This is a genomic window from Nocardia sp. NPDC059240, from assembly GCF_042753865.1.
Taxonomy (GTDB): domain Bacteria; phylum Actinomycetota; class Actinomycetes; order Mycobacteriales; family Mycobacteriaceae; genus Nocardia.
The window spans coordinates 216,956-231,908 of sequence record NZ_JBHZAC010000013.1 but is presented as its reverse complement, the minus strand read 5'-3'; the positions used below and the strand labels follow the sequence as shown (position 1 = coordinate 231,908).

Annotated in this window: 11 protein-coding genes; 8 read left to right on the top strand and 3 right to left on the bottom strand. The window is 69.5% G+C overall.

Annotated features, from left to right (window positions below; translation table 11 throughout):
* Positions 1 to 14: 14 nt before the first annotated feature.
* From ACFXHA_RS37500 to ACFXHA_RS37490, 3 genes are all read left to right on the top strand, one after another.
* Positions 15 to 266, top strand: a complete 252-nt coding sequence (locus ACFXHA_RS37500; RefSeq protein ID WP_379364774.1) for a phosphopantetheine-binding protein — start codon at positions 15 to 17, stop codon at positions 264 to 266.
* Entirely contained in the window at positions 266 to 4,783 is a 4,518-nt protein-coding gene (locus ACFXHA_RS37495; RefSeq protein ID WP_379364772.1) for an amino acid adenylation domain-containing protein, read from the top strand. The genes ACFXHA_RS37500 and ACFXHA_RS37495 overlap by 1 nt, the downstream gene beginning before the upstream one ends.
* Before the next feature lie 61 nt (positions 4,784 to 4,844).
* Complete coding sequence (locus ACFXHA_RS37490; protein ID WP_379364770.1) at positions 4,845 to 5,576, top strand: hypothetical protein; 732 nt, start codon at positions 4,845 to 4,847, stop codon at positions 5,574 to 5,576.
* Between the two features lie 15 nt (positions 5,577 to 5,591).
* Here ACFXHA_RS37490 and ACFXHA_RS37485 read toward each other — a convergent pair whose 3' ends face one another.
* Positions 5,592 to 6,242, bottom strand: coding sequence for an amino acid-binding protein (locus ACFXHA_RS37485; protein ID WP_379364768.1), 651 nt, complete (start codon positions 6,240 to 6,242; stop codon positions 5,592 to 5,594).
* A 243-nt stretch (positions 6,243 to 6,485) separates the two neighbouring features.
* Here ACFXHA_RS37485 and gatC point away from each other — a divergent pair, with 243 nt between their 5' ends.
* From gatC to ACFXHA_RS37470, 3 genes are all read left to right on the top strand, one after another.
* Positions 6,486 to 6,785 carry an Asp-tRNA(Asn)/Glu-tRNA(Gln) amidotransferase subunit GatC gene (gene gatC, locus ACFXHA_RS37480; protein ID WP_379364766.1) on the top strand — a complete coding sequence of 100 codons (300 nt, stop codon included), beginning with the start codon at positions 6,486 to 6,488 and terminating at the stop codon, positions 6,783 to 6,785.
* Positions 6,782 to 8,251 (top strand): Asp-tRNA(Asn)/Glu-tRNA(Gln) amidotransferase subunit GatA, encoded by a 1,470-nt coding sequence (gatA, locus tag ACFXHA_RS37475; RefSeq protein WP_379364764.1) that lies wholly within the window; start codon positions 6,782 to 6,784, stop codon positions 8,249 to 8,251. The genes gatC and gatA overlap by 4 nt, the downstream gene beginning before the upstream one ends.
* A 204-nt stretch (positions 8,252 to 8,455) precedes the next feature.
* The gene (locus tag ACFXHA_RS37470; protein ID WP_379364762.1) at positions 8,456 to 10,444 is read left to right on the top strand and encodes an ADP-ribosylglycohydrolase family protein; all 1,989 of its coding nucleotides are present in this window, start codon (positions 8,456 to 8,458) and stop codon (positions 10,442 to 10,444) included.
* Here the strand turns inward: ACFXHA_RS37470 and ACFXHA_RS37465 are convergent.
* A complete protein-coding gene (locus tag ACFXHA_RS37465) occupies positions 10,405 to 11,682 on the bottom strand; it encodes an alpha/beta-hydrolase family protein (protein WP_379364760.1) in 1,278 nt (425 codons plus the stop codon). The two genes, ACFXHA_RS37470 and ACFXHA_RS37465, sit on opposite strands and share 40 nt — an antisense overlap.
* A gap of 266 nt (positions 11,683 to 11,948) precedes the next feature.
* Positions 11,949 to 12,782 carry a hypothetical protein gene (locus ACFXHA_RS37460; protein WP_379364758.1) on the bottom strand — a complete coding sequence of 278 codons (834 nt, stop codon included), beginning with the start codon at positions 12,780 to 12,782 and terminating at the stop codon, positions 11,949 to 11,951.
* Between the two features lie 166 nt (positions 12,783 to 12,948).
* Here ACFXHA_RS37460 and ACFXHA_RS37455 point away from each other — a divergent pair, with 166 nt between their 5' ends.
* Together ACFXHA_RS37455 and ACFXHA_RS37450 are read left to right on the top strand one after the other, a co-directional pair.
* Positions 12,949 to 14,163, top strand: coding sequence for a sensor histidine kinase (locus ACFXHA_RS37455; protein ID WP_379364757.1), 1,215 nt, complete (start codon positions 12,949 to 12,951; stop codon positions 14,161 to 14,163).
* An 84-nt stretch (positions 14,164 to 14,247) separates the two neighbouring features.
* Positions 14,248 to 14,907, top strand: a complete 660-nt coding sequence (locus ACFXHA_RS37450; RefSeq protein ID WP_379364755.1) for a response regulator — start codon at positions 14,248 to 14,250, stop codon at positions 14,905 to 14,907.
* Positions 14,908 to 14,953: the final 46 nt, after the last annotated feature.

Genomic DNA, 14,953 nt, shown 5'->3' with positions numbered 1-14,953 from the left:
GAGCGAATCACCCTGTGTCCCTGCCGATTACCTTCGACCGCGTGCGCGCCGATATTGCCGACGAGCTGTTCCTCGAGGCCGGCGAACTGGCTCTCGACACGGACCTGTTCGCCGCGGGCCTCGACTCGGTGCGGGTGCTGACGCTGGTCGAGCGCTGGCGTGCTGCGGGCTGCGAGATCGGCTTCATGGACCTGCTCGAACAGCCCACCCTCGACGGCTGGTGGCGGCTGCTGTCCGGCACGCCGCGTCCCGCAGTGGAGGGCTGATGCGGCTGACCGCCTCGCAATACGAGATCTGGCAGCAGCAACAGCAACTCGCCTCCACCGCGATGCTGAACATCGGCGAGTATGTCGAGATCCGTGGATCGGTCCGCGAGGACCTGCTGGCCGCCGCCATCCGATCCACCGTCGCCGAGACACCGGCCCTGCACCTGCGCATCCGAGACACCGCCGACGGGCCCCGCCAGGAACCCGAGCCGGTCGACTGCCCGATCCACGTCGCCGACCTCCGCGACCGGCCGGATCCCCTTGTGGCCGCGCAGGATTGGATGGCCGCGGACATGGCCACCGACCGGTGCGTCTACGCCGACCGACTCTTCGCGCACGCCGTGCTGCGCATCGGCGACGACACCGTGCTCTGGTACCACCGCGTGCACCACATCGTCCTCGACGGATACGGGCTGGTCCTGGTCGCCCGCCGGGTGGCGCAAACCTACACCGCGCTGGCGGTCGGAACCGTCCCGCCGCCGGTCAATTTCGGCTCTCTCGAGGAGGTGGCCGAACACGATCACCGCGACCGGCTGTCCGAGGAGTACACGCGCGCAGCGGAATTCTGGGCCGCCTACGAGCGCGACCGCCCGGAACCTGTGGGCGCGGCGAACCGCACCGCGCCGCTGTCCCCGCGCATGACGCGCGTAATCACCGACCTCACACCGGAATTGGCAACCACTCTGCGCGGCCTGGACACCGCCACCTCCGCCGAGGCGCTCATCGCCGGGGTCGCGGCCTACCTGCACCGCCTCACCGGCGCGGACCAGATCAACCTGGTCCTCCCGGTCATGATGCGCATCGGCACCCCCGCCCTGCGCGTCCCCACCATGACCGTCAACGCTATCCACTGCTGGACCACCTTCACCCCCGCCACCACCTTCACCACCGTGACCACCCAGGTCCGCGACCACCTACGCACCAGCCGCCCTCACCACCGCTACCGCTACGGCGACCTCCTGCGAAACCGCCTGAGCGCCAACGTCGACCGCCGAATCTCCGGCCCGTCGGTCAACGTCATGCCCTTCGACTTCGGCCTCCGCTTCGGCGACGCCCCCGGCACGGTCCGCAACGTCGCCGCAGGCGTCGAGGAAGACATCGCCTTCCGCTTCTACGACTACGGCGCCTCCGGCATCCGCCTCATCCTCGACGCCAACCCCGCCCTCTACACCCCCGCCGAACTCGAAGCTCACGCCCGCCGCCTACCCCACTTTCTGAAGGTTCTTCTTTCCCAATCGGATCGACCGATCGTGGAACTCGATCTCATCGACACCGCCGACCACGCACTTCTCAATGCCTGGCGCGACCGCGAGGCCGGATCTGCCGCTGAGCCGGGAGCCGAGAAGGCGAACGAGTCGACCCCGGCGAGGGATACCCGGCCACCGGGACCGGGGTTGGTGGCTGTTCCGGCCGACCGGTGGTTGCCGACCGCCATGGGTGCCCGTGCGGCCGAGACGGTGGAGGACTCGAATGGGGGAACTGTCATCGGGATGCTGCGAGCGCGGGTGCGCGAAATGCCGGAGCGGATCGCTGTGGTCGACGCCGAGCGCCGGATCGAGTTCGCGGAGCTGGGACGCCGAGTAGAGGCACTGGCCGGGAGCCTGAACGCGCGAGGCGTCGGACCAGGTTCGGTCGTGCTGCTGGTCATGCCGCGCACCGTCGATGCGATCGTGGCGCTGTTCGCCACCCTGGCGTCGGGAGCCGCGTATGTGGCGGCGGATCCGGACCATCCGGACGAGCATCTGGAATTTCTGCACGCCGACAGCGGGGCGGCAGTCGTGGTTTCGGCGGGCGATCTCGCGCAGCGGCTCCCGGAGCGGCTGCGCGCCACCCTGATCGCGGCCGACGAGCCGATCGAGTGCGGTGTGCACCACCGGGAAGGTCCGGCCGATGCCCACGCGAACCTGCCCACCGTCTACGCGGACACGCCGCTGTGCCTGACCTACACCTCCGGTACCACCGGAAAGCCGAAGGGTGCGTTGATCACTCATCGCGCGATGGTGAATCTCGCGGAGAGTCACCGGCGGACGCTGATCGCCGATCCGGCTGAGCCCAAGCGGGCGGCACTCACCGCCTCGCTGTGCTTCGACACCTCGTGGGAGGGGCTGCTGTGGCTGTTGAACGGCCATGAGCTGCACGTGGTTTCGAGCGAGGTGCGGGGGCGGCCGGAGCTGCTGGTGGAATATGTCGCGCGCCATCGGATCGACTTCCTGGATGTCACACCGACTTCGGCGGAGCAACTGGTTGCGGCAGGCCTGCTCGCGCCCGGGGCGCATCGGCCCGCCGTGCTCGCGCTCGGTGGCGAAGCGGTGGGTCCGGCGTTGTGGAAGGCGCTGCGGGCTGTGCCGGAGATGGCCGTCTACAACCTGTATGGGCCGAGTGAAGCCACCGTCGACGCCACCTGGGCGCGGGTGAAGGACAGCGCGGAACCGGTTATCGGCGAGGCTGTTTCGGGAGTTCGCTGTCAGGTACTGGATTCCCGGTTGCGGCCGGTTCCGCCGGGGACGCCGGGGGAGTTGTATCTGGCGGGGGAGTCGCTCGCGCTCGGATATCACCGGCGCCACGGGCAGACTGCCGCGCGCTTCATCGCCGATCCGGCGGGCTCGGGCACGCGGTGTTACCGCACCGGGGACCGGGTGCGTCGGCTGCTCGACGGCCGTCTCGAATATCTCGGCCGCACCGACGATCAGGTGAATCTGGCCGGGGTGCGGATCGAACCGGCCGCTATCGAGGCGGCGCTCGCCACCCATCCCGGTGTGACCTCCGCGGCCTGTGCGGTGGTGGACGATCGGCTGATCGGGTACGTGGTGACCGGGGGCGTGCCGCCGCGTTCGGCGGAGTTGCGACGGCATCTGCTCGACCGGGTGCCGCGCTATCAGATCCCGGCCGCGTACATCGTCCTCGATCGAATGCCGGTGACGGTGACCGGCAAGCTCGATCGCGCGGCCCTGCCGAGACCCGCGGTGGCGGAACCTTTCCGGCCCCCGCGAGGGGAGCGGGAACACAGCCTGTGCGCCTTGTTCGCCGAGGTGCTCGGCGTCCCCGCGATCGGCGTGGACGACGATTTCTTCGCGCTGGGAGGCGATTCCGTCACCGCCGCCCGCCTGGCCACGCGCATCCGCGACGAACTGGCCGCGCCGGTCGAGGTGCGCACCATCTTCGAAACCGCCACCGTGGCAGAGCTGGCTGCCGAAATGGCTGCCGAGGGGCCATGTCCGAGGCCGGTTCCGGACCTCGCCGCGGATGCCCGACTCGATCCGGATTTCCAGGTGCCGGGCACCGATGTTCGACCCGCGAACACGCCGCTCCGGATCGTTGCTCTGGGCGTCGCGGCACCGCCCGCACATATCGCGGCGCAGCGCCTATGTATCGCGGCGCAGCCCTCGGACATCGGGACACCGGCGTCCGGTGCGCGGATATTGCTCACCGGCGCAACCGGATTCCTCGGCGCCTTTCTGCTCGACAGCCTGCTGCGGCTGCCCGGCACCCGGGTGACTTGTCTGGTTCGACCCGGTGGGGACGGTCGCAGTGCCGCCGATAGTGATCGCGATGCGGTCGGCCGGTTGCGAGAGAGCCTGCGGCGGTATGGAATCGAGGTGTCTTGGGATCGCGTCGGCGTGGTCGCGGGGGATCTGACGCGACCTGCGCTCGGGCTCGGGGCGGACGCCTACCGAGCGCTCGCGGAATCGGTGGATGTCATCGTGCACAACGGTGCGCCGGTGCATCATCTGACGCCCTATGCCCGATTGCGGTCCGGCATTGTGGACGGCACCCGTGAGGTCCTGCGGCTGGCGGTGGCGCATCACGCAATTCCGGTGCACTACATCTCCGCCTGCGACACCGCCGTGGCGGCCGACATCAATCCCGATCCGATCCTGGAGGGGCATCGCGCGGACGCCACGAAAGTCCTTGCCAATGGCTATATTCAGGCCAAATGGGTGGCTGAGGGGCTCGTGCTCGCCGCGGGTGAACTCGGCCTGCCCGTCGCCGTGCATCGGCCGGGCCGGATCAGCGGGCACTCCCGTACCGGTGCGGGCAATGACCGCGACGCTTTCTGGACCATGGTGCGCGCCATGGTTGCCCTGGGTGTCGTGCCCGAGGATGCCGCGCCGGTGAATCTGGTGCCCGTGGACCATGTGGCCGACGCCGTGGCCCACCTGCTGCACACCGGCGCGACCGGCGTGTACCACCACGTCGCGCCTGAACCCACGTCTCTCGCAACAGTTCTCGAGAGGCTCCACGTGCTCGGTTACCGGTTGACCTCGGTGCCCGAGCCGACCTGGATCGATCTGCTGCCGCGGCTGGGCGGGGACGGCGAGCAGTGCCGTGCCCTGCTGCAGGCCCGGCCTCCCATACCCCGGGGGCCGATCCGATTCGACCGCACTCACACCGAACGCGGTCTGCGCGGCGCGAATATCGCCACGCCACACCTCGACGCGCACGCCGTCGACGCGGGCATCCGGTTCTTTCTTCGGACCGGATTCCTGCCCGCGCCGGACGCCACGTCCGTCGCCTGATTCGCCTTCGGCCCCTGACTCCGAAGGCCCTTCGCACCAACCTGATGAGAGGCAAGTCCCCATGCGTACCTCGAACGCGGCCGTCGTCGCCGCGCTATCCGCCGTGGCTCTGGCAACCGCCGCCACCGCCAACGCCGAACCGGTGCAACCGAATCCGGCACCGCAGCCGTCCGGCCTGCACTTCACCGCCGAGGTAGTGAACGGTGCCGTGCACGTCAGCACCGATGGCGGGACGCTCACAGCCACCGATGGCCGCTTCTCGGTCCGTGACGCGAACGGGCAAGTGCTGGACGGTATTCCGCTGACCTATCAGCGGGACGGCAAGGCCTGGCCGATCGCCGCCGAGATTCACGGCACCGCGGCGACCCTGACCCCCGTCACCGATCCGGCGCGGGCGGTCGAGATCCACGACGCCGCACCCGCCATCCCGGCCGCGCTGACCGACGCCGCACTGCACGACATCGCCCTCGACTGGCAGTCCCCGGACTTCAATACCGCGGTCATGAACTTCTCCACCATGGCCGGGCTCGGCGTCACCCTCGGCACCCTGATCGGCACCGTCGTCGGCGCGACCATTGGCTGCGTCGCAGGCGGGATCGTGCTGGGCGCGGCCGCGGGCACCATGACGATCGGTGCGCTCGCGATCCCCGGCTTCCTCGGCGGGTGCCTGGTGACGGGTGCGGCCCTCGGAGCCATCGGAGCGGTGATCGGCAATATCTTCATCGCCGGACCGCTCGGCGGCATCGGGGCTCTACAGTTCCTGGACGCCCTCAACAAGCAGGCGAACAAGTAAGGGGCAGAACGAAACTCAGCCCAGGACGGTGGCGATGATGCCGGCCAGATAGCCCAGTCGCGCCACCTCCGAGGGCCGGAAATCCGGCCCGCCGGGACGGCCCAGCAGCAGCACCTTGCCGGTATTGCCCAGCGGCGCGGCGGCCAGCTTGGTGTCCATGTCCTTCCACAGCTGCGGCACCCAGTCGCCGTCGCCGTCGAGGACGGTCGGCTTCTCCAGCGGCATCCACGGCGCGGACGCGGCCTGGGTGGAGGGCGCGCTCTGCGAACCCACCACGCGGTAGGCACCCTGCGGGCCCATGTCGATCACGGTCGACCAGCCGACCCGCAGTACCCGGGGTGCGCCGTCGACGAGGACCTGCAGCCGATCGTCGCGCGCATTGGCGACTTGATCGATCAGCTCGAGTTCCCGGTGCGTGTCCAAGATCCCGGAGTACGGCCGTAGCGAATCGACCTGCACATCGTGCAGTGATTCGGCGGCCGTGATCAGGGTGTCGGGCAGCGCGCCCGAGGGCACCTCCACGACGATGTCATCGATCGCGAAGCCGTCGCCGCGTTCGACGACGTCCAGCGAGAGAATGTCCGCGCCGACCGAACCCAGCGCGAGGGCGAGCGATCCGAGACTTCCTGGGCGATCGGGAAGTTGCACGCGAAGCAGGTAGGACACGTGCCTTCCTTTCTTTCTTTTGCCAGTGAAACTTTCGGACGGGTACCCGAGTCCCGCAATACTTACACCCTCGAGACCCGGTTATCGAATCGAAGGTTTCGTGTGAGGCGGGCCACTTACCCATCGGTTACACATTGATGTTGCCAGGTCTCGCGCACACCTGCGACCGGTGACCCGCGGACACCCACTAGGCTGTCGGATGGCCATTACCCAAGCTCGAACCATGCCGAAAGGGGTCCCGCGGTGCCCGCCATCTCCAGGGACGAGGTCGCTCACCTCGCCCGGCTGTCCCGGCTCGCTTTGACGGACGACGAACTCGATCTGTACGCCGGTCAGCTGGATTCCATCCTGACCCACGTCGCACAGATTTCCGAGGTCGCCGCCGCGGACGTGCCCGCCACCGCATCCCCGAATCCGGAGACCAACGTCACCCGCCCGGACGTGGTGGCGCCCTGCCTCACCCCGGAGCAGGCGCTGGCCATGGCTCCCGCGGTCGATGAGCAGCGGTTCATGGTTCCGCAGATTCTGGGAGAGGGCGCATGACAGACCTGACGAAGCTGTCCGCGGCCGATCTCGCGGACAAGATCCACTCGCGTGCCGTGTCCGCGGTCGAGGTGACCGAGGCGCACATTCAGCGCATCGCCGAAGTCGACGGGGAGATCAACGCCTTCCTGCATGTCGCCGGTGAACAGGCGCTGGTGACCGCCGCCGAGGTCGACCGGCAGGTCGCGGGCGGCACCGTCGCCTCGCCGCTGGCCGGTGTTCCCTTGGCGCTCAAGGACGTTTTCACCACCACCGACATGCCGACCACCTGCGGGTCGAAGATGCTCGAGGGCTGGGTGTCGCCGTACGACGCGACGCTGACCAGCAAGCTGCGCGCGGCCGGTATCCCGATCCTGGGCAAGACGAACATGGACGAGTTCGCCATGGGTTCGTCGACCGAGAACTCGGCGTACGGGCCGACCCGCAATCCCTGGGATACCGACCGGATTCCGGGCGGTTCCGGTGGTGGCTCGGCCGCCGCGCTCGCCTCCTACCAGGCACCGCTGGCCATCGGCACCGACACCGGTGGCTCGATCCGCCAGCCCGCCGCGGTCACCGCGACCGTCGGCACCAAGCCCACCTACGGCACGGTCTCGCGCTACGGCCTGGTCGCCTGCGCGTCCTCGCTGGATCAGGGTGGCCCGTGTGGTCGTACCGTGCTGGACACCGCGCTGCTGCACGAGGTCATCGCCGGGTACGACCCGCGCGACTCGACCTCGCGGAATGTGCCGGTGCCGCCGGTGGTCGCCGCCGCCCGCGAGGGCGCGAAGGGTGATCTGAAGGGTGTGAAAGTCGGTGTGGTGAAGGAACTTCACTCCGACTCCTACCAGCCCGGCGTGCTCGCCTCCTTCGATGCCGCGGTCGCGCAGCTCAAGGATCTGGGTGCGGAAGTGATCGAGGTGTCGTGCCCGCACTTCGAGTACGCGCTGCCCGCCTACTACCTGATCCTGCCGTCCGAGGTGTCCTCGAACCTGGCACGCTTCGACGCCATGCGTTACGGCCTGCGCGTCGGTGACGACGGCTCGCATTCCGCCGAGCAGGTCATGTCGCTGACCCGTGAGGCCGGGCTGGGCCCGGAGGTCAAGCGCCGCATCATGATCGGCACCTACGCCCTCTCCTCCGGCTACTACGACGCCTACTACGGTCAGGCCAACAAGGTCCGCAACCTGATCGCGCAGGACTTCGACAAGGCCTACGAGACCGTCGACGTGCTGGTCTCCCCGACCAGCCCGTTCACCCCGTGGAAGCTCGGCGAGAAGGTCAACGACCCGCTGGCCATGTACCTCTCGGACCTCTGCACGCTGCCCACCAACCTGGCCGGGCACTGCGCCATGTCGGTCCCGTCCGGCCTGTCCGCCGACGACGGCCTCCCGGTCGGCCTGCAGATCATGGCCCCCGCCCTCGCCGACGACCGCCTCTACCGCGTCGGCGCGGCCTACGAGGCAGCCCGCGGCCCGATCGCCTGAGCCGAAGTGGACGCCGCCTGATCGCGGCATCCCGCAAGCCAATTCGGCCCCCGTCGGAACCCACCGGCGGGGGCCGAATGCTGTCCGCCCGACCTGTCCGGTTCTGGGCGGTCGACTTCCCAGCGATCCGGCAACGACTGCGGCGCGTCGGTCCAGACCGGTAGGCTGGCTCTCGTTCGTCGTGTGTGAAGGGTTTTCTTGGGGATGTTGCGACGCGGCGAGGTCTTCGCTGGCTACGTGATCGAGCGCGAAGTGGGCCGTGGCGGAATGGGTTCGGTCTATGCGGCCCGCCACCCTCGGCTCCCGCGACTGATCGCGCTCAAACTGCTGCACCGGGAGATGTTCGGGGAGACCGAGACCCGCATGCGGTTCGAGCGGGAGGCCGATGTCATCGCCCAGCTCGACCATCCCAACATCATCACCGTGTACGACCGGGGTGATGAGGATCAGCAGCTGTGGATCGCCATGCAGTACGTCGACGGGGTCGACGGGGCCTCGGTGGATCCCTACGATCTCGCGCCCGAACGCGCGCTGGAGATCATCGTGCAGACCGCGGCCGCACTGGATTACGCGCATGGGCGCGGCGTCCTGCACCGGGATGTGAAGCCCGCCAATATCCTGCTGTCGCGTTCCGGCGGCATCGGCACCGGATTCACCGAACGGGCGTTGCTCAGCGACTTCGGCATCGCGCGGGTGCTCGACGACACCGCGCACCTGACCCGCACCGGCATGCTCAACGCGACCCTCGCCTACGCCTCCCCGGAACAGCTGACCTCCGCGCCCATGGGTCCGCGCTCGGACCAATATTCGCTGGCATGCACCCTGTTCCGGTTGCTCACCGGGCGCGGCCCGTTCGACGCGCCCAATATCGCCACCGTCATGCTCGGGCATCTGCAGTCCCCGGCGCCCGACGTCAGCGTGCTACGGCCCGAACTGCCGGCGGAACTGGACGCGGTGCTGCACCGGGCACTGGCCAAGGATCCGCGCGACCGCTACGAGACCTGCTTCGAATTCGCGCAGGCCGCGTGGGAGACGGTGGCCGAACCGGTGTCGCTGGTACGGCGTCCACGCGGCACCGCCACCGGGTGGGCGCCGCGCGAGGACACCGTGCTCGGCTGCCTCTACGGCGGGGCGATCGGCGACGCGCTCGGCGCGCCCATCGAGACCATGCTGCTGCCGAACATCCAGCAGCGCTACGGGATCGCCGGGGTGACCGGGGAGGGCAACGGCTACAAGGGCCGCATCTCCGACGAGACCCAGCTGGCGCTGTTCACCATGGAGGCGCTCATCCGCGGCGCGCGGATTCGGGAACGCGGGACCGCCGCCACCGTCGGGCTGATCCAGGAGAACCTGCTGGTGTGGCTGCGCGGCCAGGGGCAGGCGGTGCCCGAACAGCCGGTCCCGCTGCAGAGCGGGCTGACCGGATACCCGGAACTGATGACCAATCGCGGACCCACGCAGACCACGATCTCGGCCATGCGGCGGGTGGCGGCCCGGCAGCGGCCCGGGGTGCCGCTGGGCACGCGGGAGCATCCCATCAACGACTCCAAGGGGTGCGCGGCCGTGGTGCGTTCCGCGCCACTGGGATTCACGCCGTCGCCCGACTTTTCGTTCGAACTGGCCTGTGACGCCGCGGCACTCACGCACGGCAATCCCGGCGCGTGGCTGCCCGCGGGCGCGCTCGCGGCCATGGTGCACGGGCTGGGGCGGGGCATGGATATCCGGACGGCGGTGGAACACGCGCGGGCGCAACTGATTCGGCACCGCGATCATGAGGAGACCACCTACGCGCTCGATCAGGCCGTCGGACTGGCGGACGCGGTCGCCTTCCGGGGACGGCCCATGCCGTTGCCCGGACTGCTGGAACCCCTCGGTACCGGCGTCATCGGCTCGGAGGCGCTGGCCATCGGGGTCTGCGCGGCGGTGTGCGCCGAGAATGCCGGTGGCACACCGGAACAGATCTTCCGCAACGGAGTCCTGCTGTCGGTCAATCACTCCGGGGACAGCGACTCCACCGGCGCGGTCTGCGGTGCGCTGCTGGGCGCGCGGCTCGGCGTGCACGCCATCCCGCCGGCCTGGCGCTCTCGCCTCGACGCGGCGGCCGCCATCGAACGGCTCGCCGCCGACTTCACCCGCGAATTCCGTTCCGCCGCTCAGCAGCCCGGCAGCACCGTGCCCTGGTCGGTGCCGTAGCGGTGACCGTGACCGGGCGGCGCGTCGAGCGCACCCAGCAGGTCGGCCGTGGTCTGCAGGAAACTGATCACCGGAAGCCACTGCGGGACCGGGGCATCCGGGCGGGTGCCGGTGAGATCCGGTGCACGCCACAGCAGTGACGGCGACCAGCGCACCACCGGATCCGAAGCATTCGCCAGCACCGTCGCACGGCCGTGATGCACCTGCCCGGCCGGCGGACCCGCCCACAGCGCGCCACAGACGCGGCGATCCTGATCGGCGGCATCGGTGAACACCGAACTGCCGCCCAGCGCGCCCAGGCTCTGACCGTAGATGTAGAGCTTCGGCGGATCCGGCAGCAACGAAATCCGTTGCTCCACGGCCCGGAACAGCGTCCGCGCCGACTCCTCGGCGGCATTGCGCCCGAACAGGAAGGTGACCCAGCTCGGGGCATCCGAATACTGCAGGCCGACCAGCGCCACATCACCGGCGAAGCGCGCATCCAGCCCCTTGGCGGCATCACTGTCGATCCAGCCCGAACCGGTCGGCACCGTCACCACCAGATTGTGGCGCTGCAATCCGCCGGTCCGCTCCAACTCCCGGATCGCCAGCGCCACCCGCGAATCCAGATCGGGCGCGGAATTGAGCCCGACATACACCCGCACGGTCCGCGCCGGAGTGCCCGCCACGAACCGCCGCCCCTGCGCACCCAGCGACGGCCAACTCGCCATCGACACGGGACTCCCCGACCGCGACGGTGAATCCGGCTGCACCAGTTCCGGATCCACATACGAGTTCGCCGCCGCATACGCCGACCGACGCCACTCGACCGCCGTCGGGACGATCACCAACTGCAGCGCGATCAGGAGGGCGGCACCCGCCGCCACACTGCGCACCCGGCCCAAACGCCGTACCACCCAGCGCACTCCGCCGACGACGGCCAGCACCAGAACGACCAGCGGCACAGTCCACGCCAGCCACTGCGCCCAATACAACGGTCCTATCCCACCGACCCCCATGGCGGCACGCAGCTTGTTCTGCCAATGCTCGGCATAACTCATCGAGGCCCCGACAAGTCCCAACGTGATGATCAAAACCGGTACCCGGGCACGTGAGACCTGCGTGGCCCCGAACCGAGTCCACCGCAGCACCATTCGAATCAGCGCCGCCACCCCGAGCGCGATCAACACCACCACCGCCGTCAAAATCGCTTGCGCCGACGGCGTCCGCGGCAACAACCCCGGCGCCAGCGAGATCATCGTCCCACCCGCGACAGCCACGCTGGTCCCCACCCGGGGTACGCGGAATATGACCCACCCGAACCGCATTCGCGACCCACCCCGCTCTCCGGCGACACCGTGCGCCGTGCCGGCGTGGCCTCGCCCCGTCATCACCCCGGCGTGGCCTCGCTCCGTCATTCCGGCGTGCTCTTGGCCGGAATCCACATGCACCGGTGTTGGGCGGCCGGTATGGATCCCGGCCAAAGGCGCGCCGGGATGACGAGTTTGGGTCTCGTCCACGCGAGTCACAGCGCGACCGCCGGGTCGAAGGGCCCCTCGTAGGAGCCGCCGGGACGTGAGGTGCCGGATGCTGCGCGCCGGGAGCGGTTGCGGCGCACGAGAACCGTCGTCGCGGTGGCCAATCCGACGGCGAGGCCGATGCCCGCGAGCGACAGGGTGGCGGGGGAGGGCAGGGTGCCGTCGTGTTCGAAGAAGGGTTCGTAGATCGGGTTGCCGTAGTCCTGGCGGACCGAGTTGAGGTCTACGGCGGTGGCGGCGATGCCGGCCATGACGTGGCATTCGGAGCGGGAGAGCGGGTTGGCGCGGGTTTCGCAGGCGGCGTGCATGCGGCGTTCCAGGCCTGCGTCGGCGGTCTGGCGGGCCCAGGGGCCCAGGGGCTGGCCGGTCGAGGCGGCGTAGCGCAGCAGGTCGTAGCCGAGATCGTGGGCATCGCAGGCCAGATCGAATTCGGCGGGCAGGGGGACGGGGGAGGAGCAGTCGCCCTTGGGGTTGATGAGCATGCCGCCCTCCACCACCGGGCGATATCCGGCGAAGGTGACGAAATCCTCGGGGATGAGCGTGGGATCCGGGTGCGCGGCAACCGATTGCAGGATCGCGACGCGGGCGGCCGCGTTCTCCGGCGTGGCGGGCTCCGCGATCGCAGCACTCGAACTCGGAGCGAAGGCGATGCCCGCCGAGCAGGCCACGGCTGCGGCGGCCGCCAGCGCGGCGGCGCGGCGCAGCCCACCCCGACGCTCAGCGGGGCGGGTGGTCGAGGGAGTGGACACGGCGGGCTCGGCAGTCGGCATCGGCAGGGTGGAACGGGGCGAAGTCCTGCGGGAATTCGGGAACGCTCTCATGACTCAAAAGCTAGGAATCGGGTCTCGACCAGGGCGTCAGTCTGCGGGACGGTTCCGGGGCAGGCGAGCCGGGGGAGAAGCGGGACGATGTCGTACCGGGGTAGGGGGTACTAGATCACTCACCGGTATGACGTGGTGGCCCCACCGAGTCTCTACCGTCGAGGGCATGGTCGGAAAGAAGTCTGTGCAGGCCCGCACCGCCCGAGCGCGGCAGGTGTTCGACGGGTTCACGATGGTGCTCGCGATCACCTTCATCGCGGTGGCGTGGCCGACGCTGCACCTCACCCACAAGGTGCCGGCGGCGGCCGCCCCGTTCATCGCCGGGTTCGCGGCGTTCCCGATCGTGCTACTACGCGTGAATCCCTTACTGGGGTGGGCGGTTTCGGCCGGGTCGGCGCTGCTGATCGCGCTGGCCGTGCCCAATCAGCCGGGCAACACCATCCCGTTCCAGGTGGTGCACATCCTGGCGCTGTTCGCGCTGGTCTTCGCGGTGGCGGTGCGCGCGCCCATCCGGATGGTCGGGGTGGTGTGGGTCGCGACCTCACTGTTGTTCGCCACCACCATGGCCAAGACCGGCGACAGTTTCGCCGAGGCCGGGTTCGGTTGGCCGCTGGCCATCACCGGGCTGGTGGTGTTCGGGCTGCTCATCCGGTGGGTCGTGGTGTCGCGGCAGGCGCTGCTGAAATCGGAGGAGGAGACCGAGCTGGAGCGTGCGCGGCGCGCCATCCTCGAAGAGAAGGCTCGCATCGCCCGCGATCTGCACGATGTGGTGGCCCACCACATGTCGATGGTGGTGGTGCAGGCGCAGACCGCGCCCTATCGGATCGACGGGCTCTCGGCCGACGCCCGCGCCGAATTCGAGTCCATCGGGACGGGAGCGCGGGCCGCGCTCAACGAGATTCGCGGCATGCTGGGTGTGCTGCGCAGCGACGGTCAGCTGCCCGAGCACGCCCCGCAGCCGTCGGCCGCGGACGTGCCTGGCCTGCTCGAGGGCGCGCTGCGAGCCGGGGTACCCATCACCTGGACCGTGGACGGAAGTCTCGACGCGGTACCGGATACGACGGGGCTGGCGCTCTATCGAATCGTGCAGGAGTCCTTGGCGAATGCCACCCGGCACGCGCCGGGCGCGGCGGTCCGGGTGCACGTCGCCTGTGCGGCCGCGCTCACCCTGCAGGTCGCCAATGACCGTGCGGTCGCGGTGCGGCCCGGCGAGCACTCGGTCACGGCGGGCAGCGGTATCGCCGGGATGCAGGCCCGGGCGGCCGCGGTCGGCGGAATTCTGACGGCCGTACCGCGTCCGGACGGCGGATTCGAGGTGCACGCGGAGCTGCCGCTGGCCTCGGTGCCGATCGCGGCGGGAGCGTTCGAACTCGGTGCCTGAGACCCGGCGGGGTGCGAAGTTGCGCTCGTAGCAGCCACCCCGCCCGTGACATGGCAAACTCGGGTGCGTGCGTGAGGTGCGACTGTGGGGATAACCGTGTTGATCGCCGACGACCAGGCGATGGTGCGGCAGGGGTTCGGGGCGCTGCTCGCGGCGCAACCCGATATCAGTGTGGTCGGGGACGCGGCGGACGGGAAAATCGCTGTGGCCGAGGCGAAACGGCTGCGCCCCGACGTGGTGCTGATGGATGTGCGCATGCCGGAGATGAACGGGCTGGACGCGGCGCGGGCCATCCTGTCGGCGGGATTCGAACCGCCCGTGCGGGTGCTCATGCTCACGACCTTCGACATCGACGACTACGTGTACGAGGCGCTGGGCATCGGGGCCAGCGGGTTCCTGCTCAAGGACGCGCCCGCCGAGGAACTGGTGCGCGCGGTCCGGGTGGTCGCCGCGGGTGACGCGCTGCTCGCGCCGACGGTGACACGCCGGCTCATCGCCGACGTGACCCGCCGCCGGGCCAAGCGCGCGCCCGCACCGCGGCTGGAAGTGCTCACCCCGCGCGAACGCGAGGTGCTGGAGTTGGTGGCGCGCGGCATGTCCAATGCCGAGATCGCCGAAAGCCTTTTCGTGGCCGAGCAAACCGTGAAGACACACGTGTCGAAGGTCTTCACCAAACTGAATCTGCGCGACCGCGCGCAGGCGGTGGTGCTGGCCTACGAATCCGGTCTGGTGACCCCGGGCTGACCTGCCCGGACGGCGTTTCGGCGGGTAGGCTCACGGACTTGTACGT

Coding starts and splice junctions, on each gene's coding strand:
- ACFXHA_RS37495 (WP_379364772.1), top strand. CDS start 266: ATGCGGCTGACCGCCTCGCAATACGAGATCTGGCAGCAGCAACAGCAA.
- ACFXHA_RS37490 (WP_379364770.1), top strand. CDS start 4,845: ATGCGTACCTCGAACGCGGCCGTCGTCGCCGCGCTATCCGCCGTGGCT.
- gatA (WP_379364764.1), top strand. CDS start 6,782: ATGACAGACCTGACGAAGCTGTCCGCGGCCGATCTCGCGGACAAGATC.
- ACFXHA_RS37470 (WP_379364762.1), top strand. CDS start 8,456: ATGTTGCGACGCGGCGAGGTCTTCGCTGGCTACGTGATCGAGCGCGAA.
- ACFXHA_RS37465 (WP_379364760.1), bottom strand. CDS start 11,682: ATGATCTCGCTGGCGCCGGGGTTGTTGCCGCGGACGCCGTCGGCGCAA.
- ACFXHA_RS37460 (WP_379364758.1), bottom strand. CDS start 12,782: ATGAGAGCGTTCCCGAATTCCCGCAGGACTTCGCCCCGTTCCACCCTG.
- ACFXHA_RS37455 (WP_379364757.1), top strand. CDS start 12,949: ATGGTCGGAAAGAAGTCTGTGCAGGCCCGCACCGCCCGAGCGCGGCAG.